The 22,697-nt window shown below is 73.2% G+C and carries 24 protein-coding genes and 1 riboswitch; of the genes, 12 read left to right on the top strand and 12 right to left on the bottom strand.

The genetic code is table 11. The features are described from left to right. Positions 1-40 precede the first annotated feature (40 nt). From HTZ77_RS06180 to HTZ77_RS06165, 4 genes are all read right to left on the bottom strand, one after another. Positions 41-1,294 carry a serine hydroxymethyltransferase gene (locus HTZ77_RS06180; protein WP_175588429.1) on the bottom strand — a complete coding sequence of 418 codons (1,254 nt, stop codon included), beginning with the start codon at positions 1,292-1,294 and terminating at the stop codon, positions 41-43. A gap of 25 nt (positions 1,295-1,319) precedes the next feature. After that, a riboswitch (ZMP/ZTP riboswitch) is annotated at positions 1,320-1,402 on the bottom strand. 26 nt (positions 1,403-1,428) lie between these two features. Then, positions 1,429-2,409, bottom strand: coding sequence for a YihY/virulence factor BrkB family protein (locus HTZ77_RS06175; protein WP_175588428.1), 981 nt, complete (start codon positions 2,407-2,409; stop codon positions 1,429-1,431). A 41-nt stretch (positions 2,410-2,450) separates the two neighbouring features. Beyond that, positions 2,451-2,846 (bottom strand): YccF domain-containing protein, encoded by a 396-nt coding sequence (locus HTZ77_RS06170; protein WP_175588427.1) that lies wholly within the window; start codon positions 2,844-2,846, stop codon positions 2,451-2,453. A 54-nt stretch (positions 2,847-2,900) separates the two neighbouring features. Then, positions 2,901-3,689: a TIGR03084 family metal-binding protein gene (locus HTZ77_RS06165; protein WP_175588426.1), complete on the bottom strand. Its 789-nt coding sequence runs from the start codon at positions 3,687-3,689 to the stop codon at positions 2,901-2,903. A 233-nt stretch (positions 3,690-3,922) separates the two neighbouring features. Here HTZ77_RS06165 and HTZ77_RS48670 point away from each other — a divergent pair, with 233 nt between their 5' ends. The 5 genes from HTZ77_RS48670 (at position 3,923) to HTZ77_RS06145 (ending at position 7,432) form a co-directional block, all read left to right on the top strand. Further along, a complete protein-coding gene (locus tag HTZ77_RS48670; protein WP_350809452.1) occupies positions 3,923-4,006 on the top strand; it encodes a putative leader peptide in 84 nt (27 codons plus the stop codon). A 111-nt stretch (positions 4,007-4,117) separates the two neighbouring features. Continuing rightward, a complete protein-coding gene (locus tag HTZ77_RS06160) occupies positions 4,118-5,791 on the top strand; it encodes a nitrite/sulfite reductase (RefSeq protein WP_175588425.1) in 1,674 nt (557 codons plus the stop codon). Continuing rightward, entirely contained in the window at positions 5,788-5,931 is a 144-nt protein-coding gene (locus HTZ77_RS06155) for an Insertion element protein (RefSeq protein WP_175588424.1), read from the top strand. Before HTZ77_RS06160 ends, HTZ77_RS06155 begins: the two co-directional genes overlap by 4 nt. Further along, positions 5,928-6,656: a phosphoadenylyl-sulfate reductase gene (locus tag HTZ77_RS06150; protein ID WP_175588423.1), complete on the top strand. Its 729-nt coding sequence runs from the start codon at positions 5,928-5,930 to the stop codon at positions 6,654-6,656. The genes HTZ77_RS06155 and HTZ77_RS06150 overlap by 4 nt, the downstream gene beginning before the upstream one ends. Before the next feature lie 56 nt (positions 6,657-6,712). Then, positions 6,713-7,432, top strand: a complete 720-nt coding sequence (locus HTZ77_RS06145) for a sirohydrochlorin chelatase (protein WP_328808440.1) — start codon at positions 6,713-6,715, stop codon at positions 7,430-7,432. A gap of 62 nt (positions 7,433-7,494) precedes the next feature. On the opposite strand, the gene HTZ77_RS06140 is transcribed toward HTZ77_RS06145, so the two are convergent. Further along, positions 7,495-8,217, bottom strand: coding sequence for a DUF1707 SHOCT-like domain-containing protein (locus HTZ77_RS06140; RefSeq protein ID WP_175588421.1), 723 nt, complete (start codon positions 8,215-8,217; stop codon positions 7,495-7,497). Between the two features lie 254 nt (positions 8,218-8,471). On the opposite strand from HTZ77_RS06140, the gene HTZ77_RS06135 reads away from it, so the two are divergent. Next, a complete protein-coding gene (locus tag HTZ77_RS06135) occupies positions 8,472-9,836 on the top strand; it encodes an ankyrin repeat domain-containing protein (RefSeq protein ID WP_235994334.1) in 1,365 nt (454 codons plus the stop codon). Between the two features lie 116 nt (positions 9,837-9,952). Here HTZ77_RS06135 and HTZ77_RS06130 read toward each other — a convergent pair whose 3' ends face one another. From HTZ77_RS06130 to HTZ77_RS06120, 3 genes are all read right to left on the bottom strand, one after another. Further along, the gene (locus HTZ77_RS06130) at positions 9,953-10,294 is read right to left on the bottom strand and encodes a hypothetical protein (RefSeq protein WP_175588420.1); all 342 of its coding nucleotides are present in this window, start codon (positions 10,292-10,294) and stop codon (positions 9,953-9,955) included. A gap of 52 nt (positions 10,295-10,346) precedes the next feature. Further along, a complete protein-coding gene (locus HTZ77_RS06125) occupies positions 10,347-11,414 on the bottom strand; it encodes an ATP-dependent DNA ligase (protein WP_407940480.1) in 1,068 nt (355 codons plus the stop codon). Between the two features lie 133 nt (positions 11,415-11,547). Continuing rightward, positions 11,548-12,273: a pyrimidine reductase family protein gene (locus HTZ77_RS06120; RefSeq protein ID WP_175588418.1), complete on the bottom strand. Its 726-nt coding sequence runs from the start codon at positions 12,271-12,273 to the stop codon at positions 11,548-11,550. Positions 12,274-12,414: 141 nt separating this feature from the next. Here HTZ77_RS06120 and HTZ77_RS06115 point away from each other — a divergent pair, with 141 nt between their 5' ends. Next, the gene (locus tag HTZ77_RS06115; RefSeq protein ID WP_175588417.1) at positions 12,415-12,816 is read left to right on the top strand and encodes a hypothetical protein; all 402 of its coding nucleotides are present in this window, start codon (positions 12,415-12,417) and stop codon (positions 12,814-12,816) included. Positions 12,817-12,899: 83 nt separating this feature from the next. On the opposite strand, the gene glgX is transcribed toward HTZ77_RS06115, so the two are convergent. Further along, positions 12,900-15,023, bottom strand: coding sequence for a glycogen debranching protein GlgX (gene glgX / locus HTZ77_RS06110; RefSeq protein ID WP_175588416.1), 2,124 nt, complete (start codon positions 15,021-15,023; stop codon positions 12,900-12,902). Between the two features lie 59 nt (positions 15,024-15,082). Further along, the gene (locus HTZ77_RS06105; protein WP_175588415.1) at positions 15,083-15,508 is read right to left on the bottom strand and encodes an OsmC family protein; all 426 of its coding nucleotides are present in this window, start codon (positions 15,506-15,508) and stop codon (positions 15,083-15,085) included. Between the two features lie 183 nt (positions 15,509-15,691). Here HTZ77_RS06105 and HTZ77_RS06100 point away from each other — a divergent pair, with 183 nt between their 5' ends. From HTZ77_RS06100 to HTZ77_RS06090, 3 genes are all read left to right on the top strand, one after another. Then, positions 15,692-16,252 carry a sigma-70 family RNA polymerase sigma factor gene (locus HTZ77_RS06100; RefSeq protein WP_205302106.1) on the top strand — a complete coding sequence of 187 codons (561 nt, stop codon included), beginning with the start codon at positions 15,692-15,694 and terminating at the stop codon, positions 16,250-16,252. Beyond that, on the top strand, positions 16,252-17,142 hold the full coding sequence (locus tag HTZ77_RS06095) for a maleylpyruvate isomerase family mycothiol-dependent enzyme (RefSeq protein ID WP_175588413.1): 891 nt from the start codon (positions 16,252-16,254) through the stop codon (positions 17,140-17,142). Before HTZ77_RS06100 ends, HTZ77_RS06095 begins: the two co-directional genes overlap by 1 nt. A gap of 240 nt (positions 17,143-17,382) precedes the next feature. Next, entirely contained in the window at positions 17,383-18,834 is a 1,452-nt protein-coding gene (locus HTZ77_RS06090) for an amidase (protein ID WP_175588412.1), read from the top strand. Between the two features lie 46 nt (positions 18,835-18,880). Here HTZ77_RS06090 and pgeF read toward each other — a convergent pair whose 3' ends face one another. Together pgeF and HTZ77_RS06080 are read right to left on the bottom strand one after the other, a co-directional pair. Next, entirely contained in the window at positions 18,881-19,588 is a 708-nt protein-coding gene (gene pgeF / locus HTZ77_RS06085) for a peptidoglycan editing factor PgeF (protein ID WP_175588411.1), read from the bottom strand. 120 nt (positions 19,589-19,708) lie between these two features. Next, entirely contained in the window at positions 19,709-20,581 is an 873-nt protein-coding gene (locus HTZ77_RS06080; RefSeq protein WP_175588410.1) for a LysR family transcriptional regulator, read from the bottom strand. A 108-nt stretch (positions 20,582-20,689) separates the two neighbouring features. On the opposite strand from HTZ77_RS06080, the gene HTZ77_RS06075 reads away from it, so the two are divergent. Together HTZ77_RS06075 and HTZ77_RS06070 are read left to right on the top strand one after the other, a co-directional pair. Next, on the top strand, positions 20,690-21,184 hold the full coding sequence (locus HTZ77_RS06075; RefSeq protein WP_175588409.1) for a cupin domain-containing protein: 495 nt from the start codon (positions 20,690-20,692) through the stop codon (positions 21,182-21,184). After that, positions 21,181-22,653, top strand: a complete 1,473-nt coding sequence (locus HTZ77_RS06070) for an MFS transporter (RefSeq protein WP_175588408.1) — start codon at positions 21,181-21,183, stop codon at positions 22,651-22,653. Before HTZ77_RS06075 ends, HTZ77_RS06070 begins: the two co-directional genes overlap by 4 nt. Positions 22,654-22,697 lie beyond the last annotated feature (44 nt).

Raw genomic sequence — 22,697 nt, 5'->3', positions numbered from 1 at the left:
GCCGGGAAGGCGCCGGGACAGGCCCGGCGCCCGTCGGACGCTAGGACAGGCCCGGCGCCGGGAACTGGGCGGTCAGCTCGCTGACCTCGTGGTGGACGCGCGTGATGACATCCTCGGCGTCGCCCTTGGCCAGCGCCGTGACGACCTCGTCGATCCAGGCGCCGATCTGCCGCATCTCGGCCTCGCCCATGCCGCGCGAGGTGACCGACGGGGTGCCGATGCGGATGCCGGACGGGTCGAACGGCTTGCGGGTGTCGAACGGCACCGTGTTGTAGTTGGTCTCCAGGCCGGCCCGGTCGAGCGCCTGGGCGGCGGGCTTGCCGCCGATGCCCTTGGGCGTGAGGTCGAGCAGGATCAGGTGGTTGTCGGTGCCGCCGGAGACGAGGTCGAAGCCGCGGCTGCCCAGCTCGTCGGCCAGCGCCTTGGCGTTGGCGACCACCTGGTGGGCGTACGCCTTGAACGCGTCGGTGGACGCCTCGTGCAGGGCGACGGCGATGGCGGCGGTCGTGTGGTTGTGCGGGCCGCCCTGCAGGCCGGGGAAGACGGCCTTGTTGAGCGCGGCGGCGTGCTCGTCGGAGGTCGCCATGAGCATGGCGCCGCGCGGGCCGCGCAGCGTCTTGTGGGTGGTCGTGGAGATCACGTCGGCGTGGCCGACCGGCGACGGGTGCGCGCCGCCCGCGACGAGACCCGCGATGTGCGCGATGTCGGCGGCGAGCACGGCGCCCACCTCGCGGGCGATCGCGGCGAAGCCCTCGAAGTCGATCGTGCGCGGGATGGCGGTGCCGCCGCAGAAGATGAGCTTCGGCCGGTGCTCCAGGGCCAGCTCGCGGACCTCGTCGAGGTCGACGCGGCCGGTGTCCTTGCGCACGCCGTAGCGGACCGGGGTGAACCACTTGCCGGTGGCCGAGACCGACCAGCCGTGGGTGAGGTGGCCGCCGAACGGCAGGCCCATGCCCATGACGGTGTCGCCCGGCTGCAGGAACGCCATGTAGATGGCGAGGTTGGCCGGGGAGCCGGAGTAGGGCTGGACGTTGGCGTGGTTGACGCCGAACACCGCCTTGGCCCGCTCGATCGCCAGGGTCTCGATCTGGTCGATGACCTGCTGGCCCTCGTAGTAGCGCTTGCCGGAGTAGCCCTCGGAGTACTTGTTGGTCAGGACGGTGCCCGTCGCCTCCAGGACGGCCTTGGAGACGTAGTTCTCGGAGGCGATCAGCTTGACGGTGTCGGCCTGGCGGCGCTCCTCGGCGTGGATCAGCTCGGCGATCCGCGGGTCGACGCTAGCGAGAGAACTCATGACTCCCCTGTCATCATTGACATCCGGCGAAGACCCAGGCGCACGGCCTCCGCTCCCTTCCGCTCCCCGGTGGTGAGCCCACCTCATGCGCCAGTCGCGACCCTACAGACGATAGCGGAAGTGGTGCTCGGGGCTCACTCGCGCGTGACGGCCGTGTCCCGCGTGACGTCTGCGTCGCCCGGTCGGGCGGCCCGGCCCGTGCCCGGCCACCACTTGTCCACCTCCGCGTTCAGGATGGCGCCGATGAGCACGGCCAGCGCCGTGATGTACAGCCAGAGCAGCACGGCGATGGGCGCGGCCAGCGAGCCGTACACGGAGACGGGCGAGAACCACGCGGCGAGCACGGCGCGCAGCACGGCGGCGCACACGATCCACAGGAACAGCGCCAGCACGGCCCCGGGCAGCTCCCGGTAGACCTTGGTGCGCACCGGCACGCTCACGTGGTAGAGCACGGTGAGGAACGCCACCGACCCGATGATCACCACGGGCCAGTAGAGGACGTCGATGAGGATGCCGAACTGGGCCGGCAGGGCGTCCTTGAGCAGGGTGGGGCCGATGACCAGGATCGGCATGACGACGATGGCGACGGCCAGGCCGACGATGTAGAGGCCGAACGACATCAGGCGGGTCCGCACGATGCCGCGCGCCTCGCCCAGCCCGTACGCGACGGAGATGAGGTCGACGTACACGTACAGGGCCCGCGAGCCGGACCACAGCGACAGCAGGAAGCCCAGGGAGATGATGGAGACCTTGCTGGCGTCGTCGCGCAGCACGTCGTTCATGAGCGGGTTGACCACCCGGTCGATGGCGTCCTTGGTGAACAGCACGCCGGCCTGCTCGACCACCCACGCGCGCACCTGCTGGACCGTCTCCTGGCCGAGCCACGTGCCGAGCTTGCCGATGACGCCGATGACGCCCAGCACGAACGGGGGCAGCGACAGCAGGGCGAAGAAGGCCGCCTCGCCCGCCAGGCCGGTGACCCGATAGGTGACGCCGGCGTCGACGGCGTCGCGGACGATCGCCCATGCCTTCGTGTCGCGTGCCCGGCTCAGCCCGGCGCGGACGTTGGAGGCGATGCGCTTCCTCGCCCGCGTGGGCAGGTCGGTGGAGGTCATGACACCAGGACCAAGCTTTCGCAGTGACTCTTCCCGACAGCTTATGTCCCCATGACCCTGCCCTGGTCGTTGTCGACGATGCGCGCTCCGAGCGGCAGCAGCGAGACGGGCACCAGCTTGAGGTTCGCGATGGCCAGCGGGATGCCGATCACCGACAGGAACAGCGGGATCGAGGTCAGGACGTGGCCGATGGCCAGCCAGATCCCGGCGACCACGCACCAGATGATGTTGCCGATCAACGAGAACACCCCGGCCTGCGGGTCGCGCACGACCGTGCGGCCGAAGGGCCACAGCGCGTACGCGGCGATCCGGAACGAGGCGATGCCGAACGGGATCGTGATGATGAGGATGCAGCAGACGATCCCCGCCAGGGCGTACCCGAGGGCAAGCCAGATGCCGGCGAAGACCAGCCAGATGACGTTGAGAACCGTGCGCATGGCTACAGCTTGTCACCGGGCGTGCGCCACGCGGCATCCGGTATGCCCCTGAACCTACCCCGACCTGGGCGCGCGCCCCTCGCCAGGAGGACCGGCGAACGCCTGGGCCACCTCCGCCCAGGCGCGGGCGGCCGGACCGGTGATCTCCAGGGCGGTGTCGGCGAGATGCGCGCGCCGGGTGACGAGCAGGCAGAAGTCGAGCATGGGCCCGCGCACCACGTCGGGGGCGTCCTGCGGGCCGGCGGTCCACGGCTCGCCGCCGCCGGGAGGCGTCAGCTCCACCCGTACGGGCTCGGCCGGGAGGGGCAGCCCGCGCACGGCGAACCCGTAGGGGCGGGCCCTGACGCCGAGCATGGCCACGTGCCGCAGCCGGGCGGACGGCTCGCGGGTGACGCCGAGCGCGGCGGCCACGTCCTCGCCGTGCGCCCAGGTCTCCATGAGGCGGGCGGTGACGAACGAGGCGGCCGACATGTCGGGTCCGTACCAGGGGATCCGGTCGCGCGCGCCGAGCGCGGCGAACGCCTCCAGGCTGCGGGCGCGGGCGTGGCGGAACCAGGCGTGCAGCTCGGCGGCGGGCATGCCGCGCGAGCGGAAGGCCAGCTCGTCCACCGTGCCCGCCTCGATGGTGAACCCCTCCAGCGAGGCGCGGAACGCGGCGGGGTCGGTGGCCGCCGTGCGGGCCGCGTCGTCGAACCAGGCGAGGTGGGCGATCTGGTCGCGCACCGCCCAGCCCTCGGCGGGGGTGGGCAGCTCCCACTGGCCGGGACTCAGCGGGGTGAGCAGGGCCTCCAGCGAGTCGGTCTCCGCGCGCAGGTCGGCGAGCAGCTCGCCCATGAGGTCCATGCCCGCCACCCTAACCGAACGACGTTCTACGGGGAATAATGCGGAGCGTGATCTGCGAGAGCTGCAAGGAGCGGCGGCACGAGGAGTGTCGCGGAGGCTCGTGGTGCGACTGCCAGCACCAGACGGAACCCCGAGAGGACGAGTCCCCGCTGGACTGGCCCCGCCAAGGATGATCGCGTCCAGACTCTGGACCGTTGTTGGACATCTCGGACAGCCCGAGTATCTTCGTATACATGCCAGCGGACCCCATGCTCGTCGGCCGACGCCACGTCGACCTTCAGCGTGTCCGCAGCGCCATCTGTCGTGACGCCCGCTGATCATCCCCTGATTTCTCTCACCTGAGGGCGTCGCACTCCTCTTCGCTACCCCCGCACTCGATGACGAGGCGGGAGGAAGTACGAGCGCGCCCATGATGCGAAGGACGCGCCATGAGCACTCCTGCCAGCCGGCACCACAAGCGCCCGCGCGGCGAGGGTCAGTGGGCTCTCGGTTACCGTGAGCCGCTCAACAAGAACGAGGAGAACAAGAAGAACGACGACGGGCTCAACGTCCGCCAGCGGATCATCGACATCTACTCCAAGGCCGGCTTCGACTCGATCGACCCGGCCGACCTGCGCGGACGCATGCGCTGGTACGGCCTGTACACCCAGCGCAAGCCCGGCATCGACGGCGGCAAGACCGCGATCCTGGAGCCGGAGGAGCTGGACGACCGCTACTTCATGCTCCGCGTCAGGATCGACGGCGGCCAGCTCGACCTGCGCCAGCTCCGCGCGATCGCCGACATCTCCAACCTGTACGGCCGCGGCACCGCCGACCTGACCGACCGGCAGAACGTGCAGCTGCACTGGATCGAGATCGAGTCGGTGCCCGACATCTGGGAGCGCCTGGAGGCCGTCGGCCTGTCCACCACCGAGGCGTGCGGCGACACCCCGCGCGTCATCCTGGGCTGCCCGCTGGCCGGCATCGACACCGACGAGGTGCTCGACGCCACCGAGCAGATCCGCGAGGTGTACGACCGCTTCGTCGGCGACCCGGCCTTCTCCAACCTGCCGCGCAAGTTCAAGACCGCGATCAGCGGCTGCCCGTCCCACTGCACCGTCCACGAGATCAACGACGTGGCGTTCGTGGGCGTCGAGCTGCCGGGCGGCGAGAAGGGCTACGACCTGTGGGTGGGCGGCGGCCTGTCCACCAACCCGATGTTCGGCAAGCGGATCGGCGTGTTCGTCTGGCCCGACCAGGTCGGCGAGGTCTGGGCCGGCGTGGCCGGCATCTTCCGCGACTACGGCTACCGGCGGCTGCGCCACCGCGCGCGGATCAAGTTCCTCGTCAACGACTGGGGGCCCGAGAAGTTCCGCGAGGTGCTGGAGACCGAGTACCTCAAGGAGCCCCTGCCCGACGGGCCCGCGCCGGCCCAGCCGCGCGGCTCGCGCCGCGACCACGTCGGCGTCCACCCGCAGCAGGACGGCACCTTCTACGTCGGCTTCGCCCCCCGGGTGGGCCGCCTCGACGGCGACAAGCTGCACCTCGTCGCCGACATCGCCGAGCGGCACGGCTCCGGCCGCGTCCGCACCACGGTCGAGCAGAAGATGGTCATCCTCGACGTCGCGCCCGAGCGGGTCGAGTCGCTGGTGGCCGAGCTGGAGGCCAACGACCTCCAGGTCAACCCGTCCACGTTCCGGCGCCAGACCATGGCCTGCACCGGCATCGAGTACTGCAAGCTCGCCATCGTCGAGACCAAGGCCACGGCGTCCGACCTCATCGACGAGCTGGAGCGGCGGCTGCCCGGCTTCGAGGAGCCGCTGACGATCAACGTCAACGGCTGCCCCAACTCCTGCGCCCGCATCCAGGTGGCCGACATCGGCCTCAAGGGGCAGCTCGTCGTGGACGAGAACGGCGACCAGGTCGAGGGCTTCCAGATCCACCTCGGGGGCTCGCTCGGCGTCAACCCCGGCTTCGGCCGGAAGGTGCGCGGCCTGAAGACCACGGCGGCGGCTCTGCCCGACTACGTGGAGCGGGTCGTCACCCACTACGACACCCAGAAGAAGGAGGGCGAGTCCTTCGCCGACTGGGTGCAGCGCGCGGACGAGGCGGACCTGCGATGAGCGAGCGCGCCGTCCCGTTCCACTGCCCGTACTGCGGCGACGAGGACCTCGAACCGTACGAGGGTGACGGCGGCTGGTACTGCCGCTCGTGCGCCCGCGCTTTCAAGCTGAAGTTCCTGGGGATCGGAGTGAACATATGACGCTGGTGGACATCGAGGTCGGACTCCGGCGTCAGCGCGGCACCCTCGACCTGCAGGACATCGTCGAGTCGGCCGCCGTGTTCCTGGAGGAGGCGTCCGCCCGCGAGATCATCCGCTGGGCGGCGGCGACGTTCGGCGACCGGCTGTGCCTGACCTCGTCGATGAGCGACGCGCTGCTCATCGACCTGGTGAGCCGGGTCAAGCCGGGCGTGGACGTGCTGTTCATCGACACGGGTTACCACTTCGCCGAGACGGTCGGCACCCGGGACGCCGTCCGGCAGGTCTACGACGTCAACGTGATCGACATCAAGCCGTCGCGCACGGTCGAGGAGCAGGAGCGCGACCTCGGTCCGCGCCTGTTCGGCCGCAACCCCGACCTGTGCTGCTACCTGCGCAAGGTCGAGCCGCTCAACCGCGCGCTGGAGCCGTACCTCGCCTGGATCTCCGGCATCCGCCGCGACGAGTCGCCCACCCGGACCGGCACGAAGGTCGTCGAGTGGGACGCCAAGCGGCAGATGGTCAAGGTCAACCCGATCGCGCGGTGGACCCAGGAGGAGGTCGACAACTACATCGCCGACAACGGGGTGCTCATCAACCCGCTCCACTACGACAACTACCCCTCGATCGGCTGCGCCCCCTGCACCCGGCAGGTCGCGGAGGGCGAGGACCCGCGCAGCGGCCGCTGGGCGGGGCTGGGGAAGGTCGAATGCGGCATTCACCTGTAGTCCCCGGCGTGTGGCCCGCCCCGTTGGCAGACGGGGCGGGCCAGGACCCGCCTCTGGTGGCGGTCGCGCACGGCTCGCGTGACCCGCGCGCCGCGGCCGTCGTGGAGGCGCTGCTGGACGAGGTACGGCGGGCCCGCCCGGGCCTGCCGGTCCGCTCGGCCTACCTGGACCACGCCGCCCCGAGCCTGGGTCAGGCGCTGGCCGGTCTGGGCGAGGCCGTGGTGCTGCCGCTGCTGCTCACCGAGGCGTACCACTCGCGCGTCGACCTGCCGTCGGCGCTGAACGAGGTGCGGGCGCGCGAGCCGCGGCTGCGCGTCCGCTACGGCGCCACGCTCGGGCCGCACCCGCTGCTGGTGGCGGCGCTGGAGCGGCGCCTGGCCGAGGCCGGGGTGTCGCCGCGCGATCCCGGGACGGCCGTGGTGCTGGTGTCGGCCGGTTCCAGCGACGCCCGCGCCAACGCGGTCGTGGCGCGCGTGGCCGGGGAATGGGCGCTGTCCGGCGGCTGGTGGGGTGCCGTCCCGGCGTACGCGTCGGCCGCGTCGCCGACGCCGGAGGAGGCGGTGCGGCTGCTGCGGGAGGCGGGCGCGCCGCGCGTGGCCGTCGCGCCGTACCTGCTGGCTCCCGGGCTGTTCGCCGACAAGGTGCGCCGGGCGACGCTCGCCGCGGGCGCCGACGTGGTGGCGGACGTGCTCGGTCCCGCGCCCGAGGTGGCGCGGGTGCTGCTGGAACGCTACGACGCCGCCCTGCGCGCGCCCGCCGAGGTCGCTGCCTCCTGAGCGCGGGCGGCTCAGGGGCCGTGGATACCCCGGCGGCTCAGTGGCCGTGGATGCCCCGCGGCTCAGTGGCCGTGGATGCCCCGGCGGCCGTCGTCGCCGAGGAGGCGGTGGTCGCCGTCGTCGCCGAGGCGGCGGCGGTTGCCGTCGCGCCAGTCGTCGCCGTGCAGCCGCCTCCACTGCTCGCGCCAGGCGGCGAGCCCCCGCCGCACCGGCTCCGCGCGGGAGTCGCCGACCACCTTCACATCGCCCATCACCGCGTACGCGCGGACCCGCACCACCGGCACGTTCATGCCCGGGGCGGCCTGCAGCACGTCCACCCGCTTGTCGCCCATGACCGCCATGCCGTCGAGGTCCACGTGGACGCCGTCCGGGACGATGATCTTGACGTCGCCCATCACGGAGACGGCCGTGATGTCCACCACGTCGGTGCGGGCCTCGGCCTCGCGCAGGTCGAGCAGCACGTCGCCCATCACGGCCACCGCGCCGAGCTCCCGGTCGATCCGCCAGGCGCCGCGCCGCTTGGTGTCGCCCATCACGCCCACGAACCACCGCCGCCTGCGCTCGGCCGGCTGCGGGGCGGCGGGGAACGCCGCGGGCTGCCCGGCGCCCGGCAGATCCTGGGTGAGCAGGGCGAGCTCGGCGTGGGTGGCGGCGCTGTAGGCGGCCTCGGTGCGGTCGGTCAGCTCGGCCAGCGAGAGGCGGCCCTCCACGGAGGCCACGCGGAGTCGCTCCACGACGGCCTCGCGCTCGGCGTCGGACGCGCGCACGTCTCCAGGGTCAGTCATAAGACGCAACATATCGCGTTTCGCCGGCCGTCTCCTCCTCCCCCAGGAGGAACACCGCCGTTCGCCGTGCCCCTTTCGAACGACGCGTCCGGCGGCGGCGGTCCGGGGTGGGGGTTGAGCTGGGCTGGTGTCCGTTTCGCCGGCCGTCTCCTCCTCCCCCAGGAGGAACACCGCCGTTCGCCGTGGCCCTTTCGAACGACGCGTCCGGCGGCGGTGGTCCGGGGTGGGGGTTGAGCTGGACTAGTGTCCGTTGCATGCATGAGGAGAAGCTCTACCGGGCCGCGTTGAACGGCGAGTCGGAGACCGTGAGCGAGCTGCTCGCCGGGGGCGCCGACCCCAACCGGCCGAGCGAGGGAGAGGACGAGGGGCTGCCGCTGTGCGCGGCGGCCGCGTGGGACCGGGTCGAGGCCGCCCAGGCGCTGCTGGCCGCCGGGGCCGACGTCGACGGCCGCGAGGAGGGCGGCTGGACCGCGCTGCTGTGGGCCGCCGCCAACGGCCACGCCGACGCCGCCCGGCTCCTGCTGGAGGCCGGGGCCGACGTGGACGCCGCCAACGACGACGGTGACACGCCGCTGACGCTGGCCGCCCGGCGCGGCGCACTGGGCGTGGTGCGGGTGCTGCTGAACGGCGGCGCCGACGCGGCGAAGTACGACGGCGACGGCGACACCCCGCTCGACGTGGCGGCCGACTGGGTGGGCGTGCACCTGGAGAGCGCGCTGCTCGACCAGATCGCGCAGGACGACTGGGAGTACGTGGTGGGCCGGCAGTTCGCCAAGGACGGCACCGAGCTGGTGACCGTGGCGGGCCGCTCGGCCGACGGCGAGCAGAGCGAGCAGGTGCAGGCGCAGCGCGGGCACGCGGCGATCGTCACGCTGCTGGAGGACGCCACCGGCGTCCAGTCGCCGGTGGACCGGCTGGTCGCGCGGGCCGTGGCGCACCGCGACACCGACGAGGACGCCGAGACCTGGTGGGTCGTGGCCGACTCGCTGGGCCGGCGGGGCGACGACGAGACGTACGAGGCGCTGGCCCGGCTGTGCGCGAGCGAGGACGCCCGGGAGCGGGAGTTCGGCGTGGACGCGATCGCCCAGTACGGCGTGACCGAGGACGGCGGCAAGCCGTACCTGGAGCGGACGCTGCCGCTGCTGCAGCGGATGGCCACCACGGAGAGCAACCCGCAGGTGCTCAGGTCGGTGCTCTCGGCGCTCGGCCACCAGGGCGACCCGCGCGCGCTGCCGCAGGTGCTCGACATCATCGACCGGCCGGGGCACCGGCGCACGATGACCGACGCGATCGCGCTGGCCGACGTGCTGCCGCCCGACCACGCCGAGGGGCTGGCCCTGCTCGTCGCGATGACCCGCGACGAGGACGACGAGGTGCGCGACTGGGCCACCTCGGGCCTGGCCTCGCTGGAGGCCGACTCGCCGGACATCCGCGAGGCGCTGGCGGCCCGCCTGGACGACACGGACCTGCGGACGGTCGCCGAGGCCACGCGTGGCCTGGCGGAGCGCGGGGACACCCGGGCCGCGCGCGGCGTCGAGCGCGTGCTGGCCGAGAGCGACGACGACTACGCCCGCGACCTCGTCACCGAGGCCCGCGCCAAGCTCACCCCGGACGCCTGACCTCCCGACACGGGACGTCTGATGCCGGACGCCGGGCGCCGGTCTCCTGACGCCGGACGCCGGGCGCACGGCTCCGCGCGTCTGAGGCCCGCCATCGAGCGCCGCCCGGCTTCGGGTCAGGGGCGGCGCTCGGTGCCGAAGATGCCGTTGACCACGATGATCGCGAACCAGATCCCCAGGATGGCTCCCACGGAGGCGGCCTGGAGGGTCAGCGCGATCGTCGCGACGGTGCCCAGGCTCAGCGAGACGATCGCGAGCGCGAGCCGCTGGCCGTCGGCGGCCTTGGACCGTCTGGCCAGGTCCTTGGCCTTCGGGACGGCGGCCAGCCGCTCGTCCACCCGCCGGTCGACCTCCTTGCCCATCTTGTCGAGGAACGACTCGATGAGGGCGTCCTCGAAGTCGGGGCCGAGGTCGCGGCGGGCGGCCACGGCGGCACGAAGCTCATCACCGGTGCTCATACATCGAGATATAGCGTGATCTGTGAGCCCCAGACAAGGCCTGGAGCGTGACTCAGCGGGCCAGGATGTCGTCCAGGTTGTAGGAGACCGGCCGCTCCAGTTGCTCGTACGTGCACGACTCGGGCGTGCGGTCGGGCCGGGCGCGGCGCCAGTGGGCGGTGTGCCGGAACCGGTCGCCCTCCATCTGGTCGTAGGCCACCTCGATGACCAGCTCGGGCCGCAGCGGGATGAACGACAGGTCCTTCTTCGCGCTCCACCGCGAGATCGCGCCGGGCACCCGCTGACCGCCCGTGGCCGGCCCGGCGGCCGGCTGGCCGACGGTGGCCGCCGCCTGCTCGGCCCAGTGCCCCCACGGGTGCTCGCCGAGGTCGGCGACGTACGGCTTGAGCTCCTCCACCAGCTCGGCCCGGCGCGCCATCGGGAACGAGGCCGCCACGCCCACGTGGTGCAGCCGCCCGTCGGGCCCGTACAGGCCGAGCAGCAGCGAGCCGACGATCGGCCCGGTCTTGTGCTCGCGGTAGCCGGCGACCACGACGTCGGCCGTGCGCTCGTGCTTGACCTTGAACATGGTGCGCTTGTCGGGGACGTACGGCTGGTCGCCGGGCTTGACGATGATGCCGTCGAGCCCCGCCCCCTCGAACATCTCGAACCACTCCCCCGCCTGCCCGTCGTCGCGCGTGACGGGCGTGAGCCGCACCGAATGGCCGGCCCGCCCGAAGACGCCCTCCAGGCGGGCGCGGCGCTCGGCGAAGGGCAGGTCGAGGTACGACTCGTCGCCGAGCGCCAGCAGGTCGAAGGCGACGAACGAGGCCGGCGTCTGCTCGGCCAGCATCCTGACCCGCGAGGCGGCCGGGTGGATGCGCTGCTGGAGCGCGTCGAAGTCGAGCTGGGAGCCGCGCGGCAGCACGATCTCGCCGTCGATCACGACCCGCTCGGGCAGCTCGGCCTTGACCGCCTCGACCAGCTCCGGGAAGTAGCGGGTGAACGGCCGCTCGTTGCGGCTGCCGAGGTAGACCTCGTCGCCGTCGCGGAAGACGATGCAGCGGAAGCCGTCCCACTTGGGCTCGTAGAACAGGGTGCCGTCCTGCTTGGGCATGGCCTTGACCGGCTTGGCCAGCATGGGCGCCACGGGCGGCCGGACCGGCAGGTTGGGCACCGGCTCCGGCTCGGCCTCGGGGGCGGCGGGCGGCTCGGCGGGCGCGGCCTCCTGCGGCCGGGGCTCGGCTTCGGCGGCGGCCGGGAGGTCGGTGGGGTCAGTCATGGTTCGGCTCCCTCGTGTACCGGCAGAACAGGACGCCGTCCTCCTCCAGGACCTGGCTGAGGGCGAGGCCGACGAGCGCCGCCTCGCCGTTCAGGATGCGCGCCGCGCCCCCGCCGAGCAGCAGCGGGCTGATCGACAGGCACAGCTCGTCGAGCAGCCCGGCCGCGGCGAGCTGGGCGTTGAGCCGCGGCCCGCCCTCGCACAGCACCCGGGTCAGCCCCCGCTCGTGCAGCCCGCGCACGGCCGCCTCCATGTCCACCGCCTCCTCGCCCGCGACGACGACGTCGGCGACGGACTTGGCCGCGGCGAGGCGGTCGGCCGGCGCGGAGGCGCAGGTGACGACGATCGTGCGGGAGATCGCCTCGCTGAACAGCGGGCCGTCGAGGTCGAGGTCGAGGCTGCGGCTGACGACGGCGACGGGCGGCGTCTCGGGCCGCCCCTCGCGCAGCGGCCGCCACGACTCGCGCGGCCGGGCGGGGCCGTAGCCCTCGGCGCGCACGGTGGCGGCCCCGGCGACGACCACGTCGGCGAGCCCCCGCAGCACGCCGAAGATCCGCCGGTCGCCCTTGCTCGACAGCCCGCCCGACAGGCCGTTCATCCAGGAGGCGCCGTCGGCGCTGGCGACCATGTTGACGCGCAGCCAGGGCCGGTCGGGCGGATAGGCGTAGGCCTGCTCGATGGGTGGATCGTCCTGTATGTCCGGATAGATGCGACGCACTCCTCTACCTTGGCACACGCCTCCGACAACCAGCCGCGACGGCGGCCTTTGCCCGAGACATCGCACTTTGGCGTAACGAATGGCATACGTGGAGTGATGCGCTTAACGTGTCGTCTGGGGTCGATGACCGAAGGAGGCCGGGTGGGGCTCGCCACTGCCGTGACATGGATCTGCACCGCGATCGCCGGGGCGTACCTGCTCTACCTGTGGCTGTCGGGCGGCGGGCTGCGGCAGCAGGCCACCAAGGTCACCCGGTTCCCGGCCGCGCTGGTCTTCTCCCATCCCACGCTGGCCGCCGGGGCGCTGGTGTGCTGGTTCGGGTACCTGCTGACCGGGTCCGCGACGCTCGCGTGGACCGCCTTCGGGGTGCTGGCGGCGGCCGCGCTCCTGGGCTTCGTCATGTTCACCCGCTGGCTCGGCGGCGGGCGGCACGCCAGGGGCGCCGAGCGCCGCTTCCCCGTGCTGGCCGTGGCCCTGCACGGCCTCGGCGGGGTCGTCACGTTCGCGCTGGCCCTCGTCACCGCCGCCCTGATCCGCGACTGACCGACCTGACCGGCCGGGCCGACCTGACCGACCTGACCGGCCGGGCCGACCTGACCGACCTGACCGGCCGCCCGGGAACCGGCTCAGGAGCCCTGGGGCTGGCGCAGCACCTGGATGGAGCGCGAGGTCACAGCCACCAGCGAGCCCGGCGGCCGGGCCTCGTCCGGGAAGGGCTCGTCCTGCCGGGACTCGTAGCTGGTGTCGAGCACCGGCAGCCAGGTCGCGCCGAACTCGTCGCCCGGCAGCGTGAACGTCATGTCCTCATGGTGGGCGTTGACGAGCAGCAGGAACGAGTCGTCCATGATCCGCTCGCCGCGCGGGCCCGGCTCGGTGATGCCCTCGCCGTTGAGGTAGACCATCAGCGACTTGGCGTAGCCGGTGTGCCAGTCGCCGGCCGTCATCTCCTGACCGGCGGGCGTGAGCCACACCAGGTCGCGCCCGCCGTCCGCGGAGTCGCGGCCGTGGAAGAAGCGGCGGCGCTGGAAGACCGGGTGGTCGCGCCGCAGCCGCGACAGCATCCGGACGAACTCCAGCAGGTCGGTCTCGGTGTGCACCAGCGACCAGTCGATCCAGGCGATCTCGTTGTCCTGGCAGTAGGCGTTGTTGTTGCCGCGCTGCGTGCGGCCGATCTCGTCGCCGTGCGACAGCATCGGCACGCCCTGCGACAGGAACAGCGTGGTCAGGAAGTTGCGCCGCTGGCGGTGGCGGAGCCGGACGATCTCGGGGTCCTCGACCGGCCCCTCGGCGCCGCAGTTCCAGGAGCGGTTGTCGTCGGTGCCGTCGCGGTTGTCCTCGCCGTTGTCGACGTTGTGCTTGCGGTCGTAGGAGACCAGGTCGGTGAGGGTGAACCCGTCGTGGCAGGTGACGAAGTTGATGGAGGCCACCGGCCGGCGCCCGGAGGTGGCGTACAGGTCGGCCGAGCCGGTCAGGCGCGAGGCGAACTCGGGCAGCGCCGAGTGCGTGCCCCGCCAGAAGTCGCGCACGATGTCGCGGTACTTGCCGTTCCACTCCGTCCACAGCGGCGGGAAGTTGCCCACCTGGTAGCCGCCGGGCCCGACGTCCCACGGCTCGGCGATGAGCTTGACCTGCGAGATCACCGGGTCCTGCTGGATGAGGTCGAAGAACGCGCTCAGCCGGTCGACGTCGTGCAGCTCACGGGCCAGCGCCGAGGCCAGGTCGAAGCGGAAGCCGTCGACGTGCATCTCCAGCACCCAGTAGCGCAGGGAGTCCATGATGAGCTGCAGCGCGTGCGGCGAGCGGACGTTGAGGGAGTTGCCGCAGCCGGTGTAGTCGAGGTAGTAGCGGCGGTCGCCGTCGTGCAGCCGGTAGTAGGCCGAGTTGTCGATGCCCCGGAAGCCGAGCGTCGGGCCCATGTGGTCGCCCTCGGCGGTGTGGTTGTAGACCACGTCGAGGATCACCTCGATGCCGGCCTCGTGCAGCGCCCGCACCATGGCCTTGAACTCCTGCACCTGCTCGCCGCGCGTGCCGGCGCTGGAGTAGCGGCCGTGGGGGGCGAGGTAGGCCGCCGTGTTGTAGCCCCAGTAGTTGGTCAGCCCGCGGGCCACGAGGAAGTGCTCGGGCATGAAGTGGTGGACCGGCATCAGTTCGACCGCCGTCACGCCGAGCGACAGCAGGTGGTCGATGATCGCCGGGTGCGCGACGCCCGCGTAGGTGCCGCGCTGCGCCTCCGGCACCGCCGGGTGCCGCATGGTCAGGCCGCGCACGTGCGCCTCGTAGATCACCGTCTGGTGGTACGGGATGCGCGGCGGCCGGTCGTTGCCCCACTCGAAGAACGGGTTGACCACCACGTTCTTCGGCATGAAGGGGGCGCTGTCGGTCAGGTTGAGCCGCGCCGGATCGGTGAACTCGTACGAGAACAGCGCCTCGTTCCAGGTCAGCTCGCCGTCGATGGCCTTGGCGTAGGGGTCCAGCAGCAGCTTGGCCGGATTGCACCGGTGACCGCGGGACGGCTCGTAGGGCCCGTGGACGCGGTAGCCGTAGCGCTGTCCCGGCATGACGCCCGGAAGGTGGCCATGCCAGACGAACCCGTCGACCTCCGGCAGGTCGACGCGTTCCTCGGACCCGTCATCGTGGAAGAGGCACAGCTCTACCCGCTCGGCCACCTCGGAGAACACCGAGAATCCGGTGCCCACGCCATCCCAGGTAGCGCCGAGTGGGTACGGCTCGCCCGGCCAGACATCTCGCATGTGACTCGATTGTCCCACGCGACCGCGATCACGCCAGAGCGATCGCGATCACGATCTCGCTAGAGGAGCTGCGCGTTCAGAGTGATCATCGTGCCGGTGAGGGCCTTGCTCACCGGGCAGTTGGCCTTGGCCGTCTCGGCGGCCTCCTGGAACTGCTCGGCGGTGATGCCGGGCACCTGGCCCTGCACGGTGAGGACGATGCCGGTGATGCCCTCGCCCGGCTGGAAGGTGACGTCGGCGCTGGTGCGCAGCGACTCGGGCGGCGTGCCGGCGCCGGCCAGGCCGTGCGAGAGGGCCATCGAGAAGCAGGAGGAGTGGGCCGCGGCGATGAGCTCCTCGGGAGAGGTCTTGCCGTTGGCCGCCTCGGCGCGCGAGGGCCAGGAGACCTCGAAGGTGCCCACGCCGGACGTGTCGAGCGACACGGTGCCCGAGCCGTCGAGCAGGGCGCCCTTCCACTGCGTGGTGGCGGTGCGGGTGGTTGCCATGACGGTTCCTCCCTCTCGTTGGTGGACTTACGACCCTACCGTGAACCCGTCCCTCCCCTGGCCGGAGCCGGGACACAGGCCCGGCCGGGTTCATCCGGCTCAACTTTTGCCGCGAATAATGGCATGCTCGGGTCGCGGCGCACCGGCCGCCTTGGTCCGGATCATCGGGAGCTCATCGGGAGCGTGGTGCCAGTGGAGGCGCCGTACGACGACCGCCTGCTGCACCAGCGGGTGGTCGGCGGCGACGAGGCCGCACTCGGGGAGGTCTACGACCACCTCTCCTCGCTGATCTTCGGTCTGTCGCTGCGCGTCACCAGGGACCGGGTGATCGCCGAGGACATCACGCAGGAGGTGTTCCTGATCTTCTGGGAGCGTCCCCTCGCCTACGATCCCGACCGGGGCACGCTGCGGGCGTGGCTGGCCACGATCGCCCACCGCCGCGCGGTCGACCACGTGCGGGCCGAGGAGCGCCGCCGGGTCTCCACGCTGGGTCCCCGGCTGTTCGAGCCGCCGCCCCCGCGGCTGGAGGAGACGGTGCTCGCCGCCGACGAGGCCGAACGGGTGCGGCGGGCGGTCACGGCGTTACCCGACGGCCTGAGACAGGCGGTGGAGCTGGCCTACTACGGCGGCCGGACCTACCGGCAGGTGGCCGAGGAGCTGGGTGTGCCCGAGGGCACGGCCAAGTCGCGGATCCGGCTGGCGCTGCGGCGCCTGGCCGACGCGCTGGCAGAGGAGGAGGTGTGATGGAGCCCGTCGATCGTCTCTATGTGGACGCGCTGATGGAGGACGCCGAGGTGCCGGCCGGCTCCCTCCGGCCGCAACTGCTCGCCGGCGCCCGCGCCCGGCGCCGCCCGGCCGCCCCCACCGCCGACTGGGCCCGGCCGTACGCGGGCCGGGTGGCGGCCATGGACGCCCTGCTCGCCTCGGCCGGCGACGACGACTGGTCGCGCGTCGTGGTGGAGGGCTGGACCCTGCAGGAGCTCGTCGCCCACCTCGCCGCCAAGGACGGCCTGCTGGCCGCCGCGGTGGGCGCCCCGGTCCTCGGGCCGCCGATCACGGCCTCCGACGCGCTGGGCCGTACGGCCGACGTGCAGGCGCACGAGCGGGCCCGCAGCCCGGAGCAGACGCGGCGCGACTGGCGCGCCCAGGCCGACGCGCTATGCCGGCATCTCGTCCCGCTGGCGCCCGAGGCCCCGGCGACCCTCGACGGCATGGAGACGGCGGTGCGCGACCACGTGCTGGCCCGCACCCTGGAGACGTGGATCCACGCCGACGACGCCGCCCGGGCGGCCGGGCTGCGGCTGCCGCACCCGGTGCCGGAGCACATCCACCCGGCGGCCGACCTGTGCGCGCGGCTGCTGCCGTGGACGATGCTGCTGTCGGGCCTCGACGGCAGCGGCCGGGCGCTCCGTCTCACGCTGACGGGGCCGGGCGGCGGCGAGTGGCACGTTCCCCTCGGGGTCGCCGACACCGGGGCGCGGGAGCCGGAGGCGCGGATCACGGCGGACGTGGTGGAGTTCTGCTTCCTGCTGGGCGGCCGGGGCGAGCCGGAGTCGTTCGCGGCGGAGCTGGAGGGCGACCTGGGGCTGGCGCGCGACGTCCTGCGCACCGCTCCGGCCCTGGCGGGGCCCTGAGCGTCCGGCGCATTCATTTACTTGACAATTCCCGCACGACATGGCCCGAGAAACAATAGCGACAAGCATTGAGACATCTGTCTCGTTGTGCGAATCGGCATTTCATGCCCCACGCCCCGACAATTGGCTCAGAACAGCCGCCGACCTGGGGCGGAGCCGCTTGGAGCACAGAACGAACGGGTGAATTCGCCGGCGACTCGGCCGTTTCGGCGCCCTCGGCGGGCCGCTACATTCTGATGAATGGAATGGAATTTCTGCTCGGCCGAAGAACTCATGACCGCCCTGCGCGCCGGTGACGTGACCTCCGTGGAACTCACCGACGAGGCGATCGCCCGCATCGAGCGGGACGACAAGGTGATCAACGCGATCTGCGTTCCGGACTTCGACCGCGCGCGGGCCGCCGCGCGCGATGCCGACCGGGCGCGCGCCCGCGGCGAGGACCGGCCGCTGCTCGGCGTCCCGGTGACGGTCAAGGAGTCGTACGACATGGCCGGGCTGCCCACGACCTGGGGCATGCCGCCGTACCGGGACCATGTGCCGGCCGAGGACGCGGTGCAGGTGTCGCGGCTCAAGGCCGCGGGCGCGGTGGTGCTCGGCAAGACCAACGTGCCGTTGGGGCTGCAGGACATCCAGAGCTTCAACGAGATCTACGGCACCACCAACAACCCGTGGGATCACGCGCGCACGTCGGGTGGGTCCTCCGGCGGGTCGGCGGCGGCCCTGGCGTCCGGGTTCGGCGCGCTGTCCATCGGCTCCGACATCGCCGGCTCGCTGCGCACGCCCGCGCATTTCTGCGGCGTCTACGCGCACAAGCCGACGCTCGGGCTGGCGGCCAACCGCGGCATGGTCCCGCCGTCCGAGCCGGCACTGCCGGTCGACCTCGACCTCGCCGTCGTCGGCCCGATGGCGCGCACCGCCCGCGACCTCACGCTCCTGCTCGACGTCATGGCCGGACCGGACCCGCTGACGCACGGCGTGGCGCACCGCCTGGCACTGCCGCCCGCCCGCCACGAGCGGCTCCGCGACTTCCGGGTCCTGGTCCTCGACGAGCATCCGCTCATTGCGACCGGGTCCGCCGTGCGGGCGGGCGTGAACCGGGTGGCCGACGCGCTCGCCGACGGCGGCGCCCGGGTCGAACGGCACAGTCCGCTGCTGCCCGATCTGGCCGAGGCCGGGATGCTCTACATGCAGTTGCTGATCTCGGGCTCCGTCGCGCGTTTTCCCATCGAATCGTACGAGGAGCTACGGATCCGCGTCGCCGGACTGAGCGCGGACGACCAGAGTCTTGACGCCGTGCGGCTGCGCGCCATCTTGTTCAGCCACCGCGACTGGATAGTGGCGAACAACCGCCGCGAGGTCCACCGCCACGGCTGGCGGCGGCTGTTCGCCGAGTTCGACGCGGTGGTGTGCCCGATCACGCCGACGCCCGCCTTCCCGCACGACCACCACCCGAATCCGATGGAACGGCGGATCGACATCGACGGCGTCGCGTACCCGTACTTCGACCAGCTCGTCTGGGCCGGCCTGGCCACCATGCCCGGCCTGCCCGCCACCGCCGTGCCGGCGGGCCGGTCCCTCGAGGGCCTGCCGGTGGGAGTGCAGCTCGTCGGGCCGATGTACGAGGACCGCACCCCGCTGCGGCTGGCCGAGCTGCTCGAACAGGAGATCGGCGGCTTCCGGGCGCCGAGGTAGCGGGATCGGGCCGCCGCGGTGATCCGGTCCGCGCGGCCCGGTACGGCTAGGCCAGCCAGATGAGGCCGGCGAAGCGGCCGCCGGGCTGCTCGCGGCGGTGGGAGTAGAGCTCCTGCGACTCGATCGTGCAGCGCGCGTCGTGGCGCACGTCCGTCACGCCCGCGGCGCGCAGCTGCGCCTCGATGCCGGCGCGCAGGTCGAGCGCGGGAGTGTCCCAGGAGGTCGTGGACCAGGTCGCGGGCACCCGGGAGGCGACGCGCTCGCGCAGCTCGGCCGGCACCTCGTAGCAGCGGCCGCACGCGCCGGGCCCGACGATCGCCGTCATCCGCTCCGGCGCCGCGCCCTTGGCGGTCATGGCGTCGACGAGCGCCGTGGCCACACCCGCCTCGGTGCCGGGGCGGCCGGAGTGGGCGGCCCCCACCATCCGCGCCTCGGGGTCGCCGACCAGCACGGCCGGGCAGTCGGCGCCGAGGGCGGCCAGGGCGAGACGGGGCTCGGTGGTGAAGACGCCGTCCAGCGGGGGCGGGTCGTCCCCGAAGGGTTCGCTCACGTACGCGACGTCGGCGCTGTGGACCTGCCGCATGAACACCACGGCCCGCACGCCCAGCTCGGCGGCGACGCCCGCGCGGTTGGCGCGGACGGCCTCGGGGTCGTCGCCGACCATGCCGCCCAGGTTGCGCGACCCGTACGGCGAGGCGCTCACGCCGCCGTGGCGGTCGGTGAACGCGACGTGGACCCCCGGCGCCAGCTCCATGCCCTTGATCCTAGTGCGGTCCCGGCGCGCCGGGCGCCGGGGTCGGGTGACCCGGGTCAGGACGTGCGGCAGGTGGCGGACGTCGGGGTCAGGGCGTACGGCGGATAGCGGGCATCGAGGTCAGGCGACCCGGGTCAGGGCGTGCAGCAGGTGGCGGACGGCGGGGGTGGGCACGCCCGGGAGGACGGCCAGCGACGTGGTCACCGAGGGACCGGCGAGCGGCCGGACGGCCACGCGGGGGATGTCCGGCAGGCCGGCCACCTCGTAGAAGACCGTCCAGGAGGGGGCCGCGACGCCGATGTCGGTCAGGGTCTCCTGGAGCGTCGTGAACGGCGGCCCGGCCGGCGGGCTGACCCCGGCCGCCCGGCAGGCGTCGGTGATCAGGTCGTGGAAGGGCGGGTTGTCCTCGCGGAGGGAGAGCCGGAGGGGGAGCCCGGCCAGGTCGTCGAGCCCGAGCTCGGCGCGACCCGCCGCCGGGTGCCCGGCGGGCAGGGCCACGTACAGCGGGTCGGTCCAGACCGGGAGCAGTTCCAGGCCGGGGGCGCCGGTGAGCGCGCGGACCAGCGCCGCGTCGAGCTCGCCGGAGCGTACGGCGGCCAGCCGGTCGGACAGCGGCAGGCGCCGCGGGCGGACCTGGAGGCGCGGCGCGACGTCGGCCAGCGCGCCGAGGGTGCGGTAGATCCGGTCGCCCGGCCCCTGCACGATGCCGAGCCGCAGGACGCCGTCGCTGCCCGCGCGCACGTCGGCGGCGACCTGCCGCGCGTGGTGCGCGGCGGCCAGCACGGCCCGCGCCTCGGGCAGCAGGCGTTCGCCCGCGCCGGACAGGTGCACGCGCCGGGTCGTCCGGGTGAACAGGGGCACGCCGAGCTCGCGTTCGAGCCGGCGGATCTGCTGGCTCACGGCCGACTGCACGATGCTCAGCCGCTCCGCGGCGCGGCCGAAGCCGCCCTCCTCGGCGACCGCCACGAAATACGCGAGCTGCCTCAGCTCCACCCACGTCCTCGATTCATCTCGATCGGTGATGGCTGTAGGTGACAACCGCTTCTGGTTCGCTCCGTCTTCCCGGACTGCAATGGATCCCGATATCGGAAGGAGCTGAGAATGACTTTCACCACGTCACAGGCCCTTGTCGTGCCCGCGGGGACCGCGGAGGTGGTCGAGCTGCCGGAGGGCGGGGCGTTCACCCTGCTGGCCGACGCGAGCGACACCGCCGGCGCGCTGGGCGCCAACCGGCTCGCCCTGGGGCGGGGCCGCGACGGCGCCCGGCCGCACTACCACGCGTTGTCCACCGAACTGTTCTACGTCCTGGACGGCGCGATGGAATTCCTCCTCGGCGAGGAGACACTGACCGTCACCCGGGGCGCCCTGGTCGTCGTGCCCCCACGGATGCCGCACGCGTTCCGGGCGGCGCCGGACGCCGAGGCGGACCTGCTGGCCGTGCTGACGCCGGGCGTCGACCGGTTCGGCTACTTCCGGCGGCTCGGGCGCGTCCAGCACGGCCTGGAGCCCTTCGACGGCCTGCTGACGGAACAGGAGCGCTACGACGTCCACTTCGTGCAGGCCGCCGGCTCGCCGTCCACGGGGACCACCCGATGACCGCCGCCCCCTCCCCCGTCGCGGCGAGCGCGGCCTCCGGCGGGCGGATCGGCCCGCTGTCGACGGCGGTGCGGCTCGGCGGGCTGTTCGGCCCATCGGTCTTCGGCGTCACGGCCGCCGCCGTGGCGCTGCCCAAGGTGGGCGCCGCGCTGGGGGCGGGCGCCGCGGAGGTCGCCTGGGTCCTCACGGCGCACGCGCTGGCGCTCGGCGTCGGCACCGCCGTCTTCGGACGGCTGGCGGACTCCAGGGGCGCGCGGGCCGCGCTGCTGACCGCGTCGCTGCTGCTGGCCGCCGGCGCGCTGGTGTGCGTGGCGGCCCCCTCCCTCGGTGTCCTGGTCGGCGGGCGGCTGATGCTGGCGGCCGGGTCCGGGGGCGTGGCGGCGGTCGGCGCCGCCCTGCTCGCGGGCGTGGACCCCGGTGAACGCGGCCGGGTGCTCGCCGCCTACGGCATGGTGATGGCGCTGTTCGCGTCCGTCGCCACGCTGCTCGGCGGCGTGGTGACCACCTGGCTGAGCTGGCGCGTCACCCTCGTGCTGCCGGTGCTGTCGGTCGTGGCGGCCCCCTTCTGCCTCCGGCTGGCCGTACGGCCGGGCTCGCGCCGCCCGATCGACGTCGCCGGGGCCGCCGCGCTGACCGCGGCGGTGAGCACCCTGCTCGTGATCGTCCAGTCCAGGACGCTCGGGCTCGGCGGGCCCGTCGTCCTGGCGCTCGCGGCGGTGTTCGTGCTCGCCTGCGGCGCCCTCGTGTGGCGGGTGGCGCGGCGGCCGGACGGTTTCGTGCCGCGCGCGCTGGTCGGCGAGGCGGTCCACCGGATCGGGGCCGCGATCGGCGTCGGCGTCTTCGCCGGCCTCTTCGCCGCCATGTACGTGATCCCGCAGATCCTGGCCGGCATTCATGGCTGGAGCGTCCTGACCATCGGCGTCGCGCTGCTTCCGGGGGCGGCGATCGGCGCGGTGCTGTCGCGCCGGGCCGGCCTGCTCCCCGCGCGCGGCGGCCGGCTGGTGCTGGCCGGCACCGCGCTGGCGGCGGCGGCCGCCCTGGTCGTCACGGCGACGGGCCGGGGCGGCCCCTGGCCCGCCGTGGCCGCGGCCTCCCTGTGCCTGGCCGCGTTCGCCCTCACCCAGGTCGTGATCATCGGCGACCTGTCGGCGCGGCTGCCGGCCGCTCTGCGCGGTGCGGGCATGGGGCTGCTCAACCTGACGTTCTTCGTCGGCGGCGGGCTGGGCTCCGCCGTCACCGCGGCGTCGGCGGCGTGGACGGGCACGTCCCGCGCGGCGGCGGTCGTCGCCCTCTTCCCGCTGCTGGCCGCCGTCGTGGCCGTCGCCACCCGGGCCCGCGCCGACGCGATCGCGCCGCCCCCGCGCCCTGCCGACGCGCCGGCGCCGCGTCCGGGCCCCGCCGACGTGCCCGTGCCGCCCCCGGCCCGCGCCGCGGCGACCGCGCCGCCTCCCGGACCGCCCCGCGCGTGACGCCGGCTCGCGCTGGCACCCGCAGTCAAGCAAGCATATGCTTG

The sequence above is a fragment of the Nonomuraea montanisoli genome, from assembly GCF_013363975.1.
GTDB lineage: Bacteria > Actinomycetota > Actinomycetes > Streptosporangiales > Streptosporangiaceae > Nonomuraea > Nonomuraea montanisoli.
Note: the sequence above shows the minus strand (reverse complement) of the source record. Positions and strands in the feature narration are given on the sequence as shown.

What these genes read in the sequence shown, in the direction of transcription:
- HTZ77_RS06155 (WP_175588424.1), top strand. Translation starts at nt 5,788, where the DNA reads ATGAGCGAGCGCGCCGTCCCGTTCCACTGCCCGTACTGCGGCGACGAG.
- HTZ77_RS06095 (WP_175588413.1), top strand. Translation starts at nt 16,252, where the DNA reads ATGGAGCCCGTCGATCGTCTCTATGTGGACGCGCTGATGGAGGACGCC.
- HTZ77_RS06075 (WP_175588409.1), top strand. Translation starts at nt 20,690, where the DNA reads ATGACTTTCACCACGTCACAGGCCCTTGTCGTGCCCGCGGGGACCGCG.
- HTZ77_RS06150 (WP_175588423.1), top strand. Translation starts at nt 5,928, where the DNA reads ATGACGCTGGTGGACATCGAGGTCGGACTCCGGCGTCAGCGCGGCACC.
- glgX (WP_175588416.1), bottom strand. Translation starts at nt 15,023, where the DNA reads ATGCGAGATGTCTGGCCGGGCGAGCCGTACCCACTCGGCGCTACCTGG.
- HTZ77_RS06135 (WP_235994334.1), top strand. Translation starts at nt 8,472, where the DNA reads ATGCATGAGGAGAAGCTCTACCGGGCCGCGTTGAACGGCGAGTCGGAG.
- HTZ77_RS48670 (WP_350809452.1), top strand. Translation starts at nt 3,923, where the DNA reads ATGCCAGCGGACCCCATGCTCGTCGGCCGACGCCACGTCGACCTTCAG.
- HTZ77_RS06175 (WP_175588428.1), bottom strand. Translation starts at nt 2,409, where the DNA reads ATGACCTCCACCGACCTGCCCACGCGGGCGAGGAAGCGCATCGCCTCC.
- HTZ77_RS06070 (WP_175588408.1), top strand. Translation starts at nt 21,181, where the DNA reads ATGACCGCCGCCCCCTCCCCCGTCGCGGCGAGCGCGGCCTCCGGCGGG.
- HTZ77_RS06140 (WP_175588421.1), bottom strand. Translation starts at nt 8,217, where the DNA reads ATGACTGACCCTGGAGACGTGCGCGCGTCCGACGCCGAGCGCGAGGCC.
- HTZ77_RS06160 (WP_175588425.1), top strand. Translation starts at nt 4,118, where the DNA reads ATGAGCACTCCTGCCAGCCGGCACCACAAGCGCCCGCGCGGCGAGGGT.
- HTZ77_RS06130 (WP_175588420.1), bottom strand. Translation starts at nt 10,294, where the DNA reads ATGAGCACCGGTGATGAGCTTCGTGCCGCCGTGGCCGCCCGCCGCGAC.
- HTZ77_RS06170 (WP_175588427.1), bottom strand. Translation starts at nt 2,846, where the DNA reads ATGCGCACGGTTCTCAACGTCATCTGGCTGGTCTTCGCCGGCATCTGG.
- HTZ77_RS06090 (WP_175588412.1), top strand. Translation starts at nt 17,383, where the DNA reads ATGGAATGGAATTTCTGCTCGGCCGAAGAACTCATGACCGCCCTGCGC.
- HTZ77_RS06165 (WP_175588426.1), bottom strand. Translation starts at nt 3,689, where the DNA reads ATGGACCTCATGGGCGAGCTGCTCGCCGACCTGCGCGCGGAGACCGAC.
- pgeF (WP_175588411.1), bottom strand. Translation starts at nt 19,588, where the DNA reads ATGGAGCTGGCGCCGGGGGTCCACGTCGCGTTCACCGACCGCCACGGC.
- HTZ77_RS06180 (WP_175588429.1), bottom strand. Translation starts at nt 1,294, where the DNA reads ATGAGTTCTCTCGCTAGCGTCGACCCGCGGATCGCCGAGCTGATCCAC.
- HTZ77_RS06105 (WP_175588415.1), bottom strand. Translation starts at nt 15,508, where the DNA reads ATGGCAACCACCCGCACCGCCACCACGCAGTGGAAGGGCGCCCTGCTC.
- HTZ77_RS06125 (WP_407940480.1), bottom strand. Translation starts at nt 11,414, where the DNA reads ATGCTGGCCAAGCCGGTCAAGGCCATGCCCAAGCAGGACGGCACCCTG.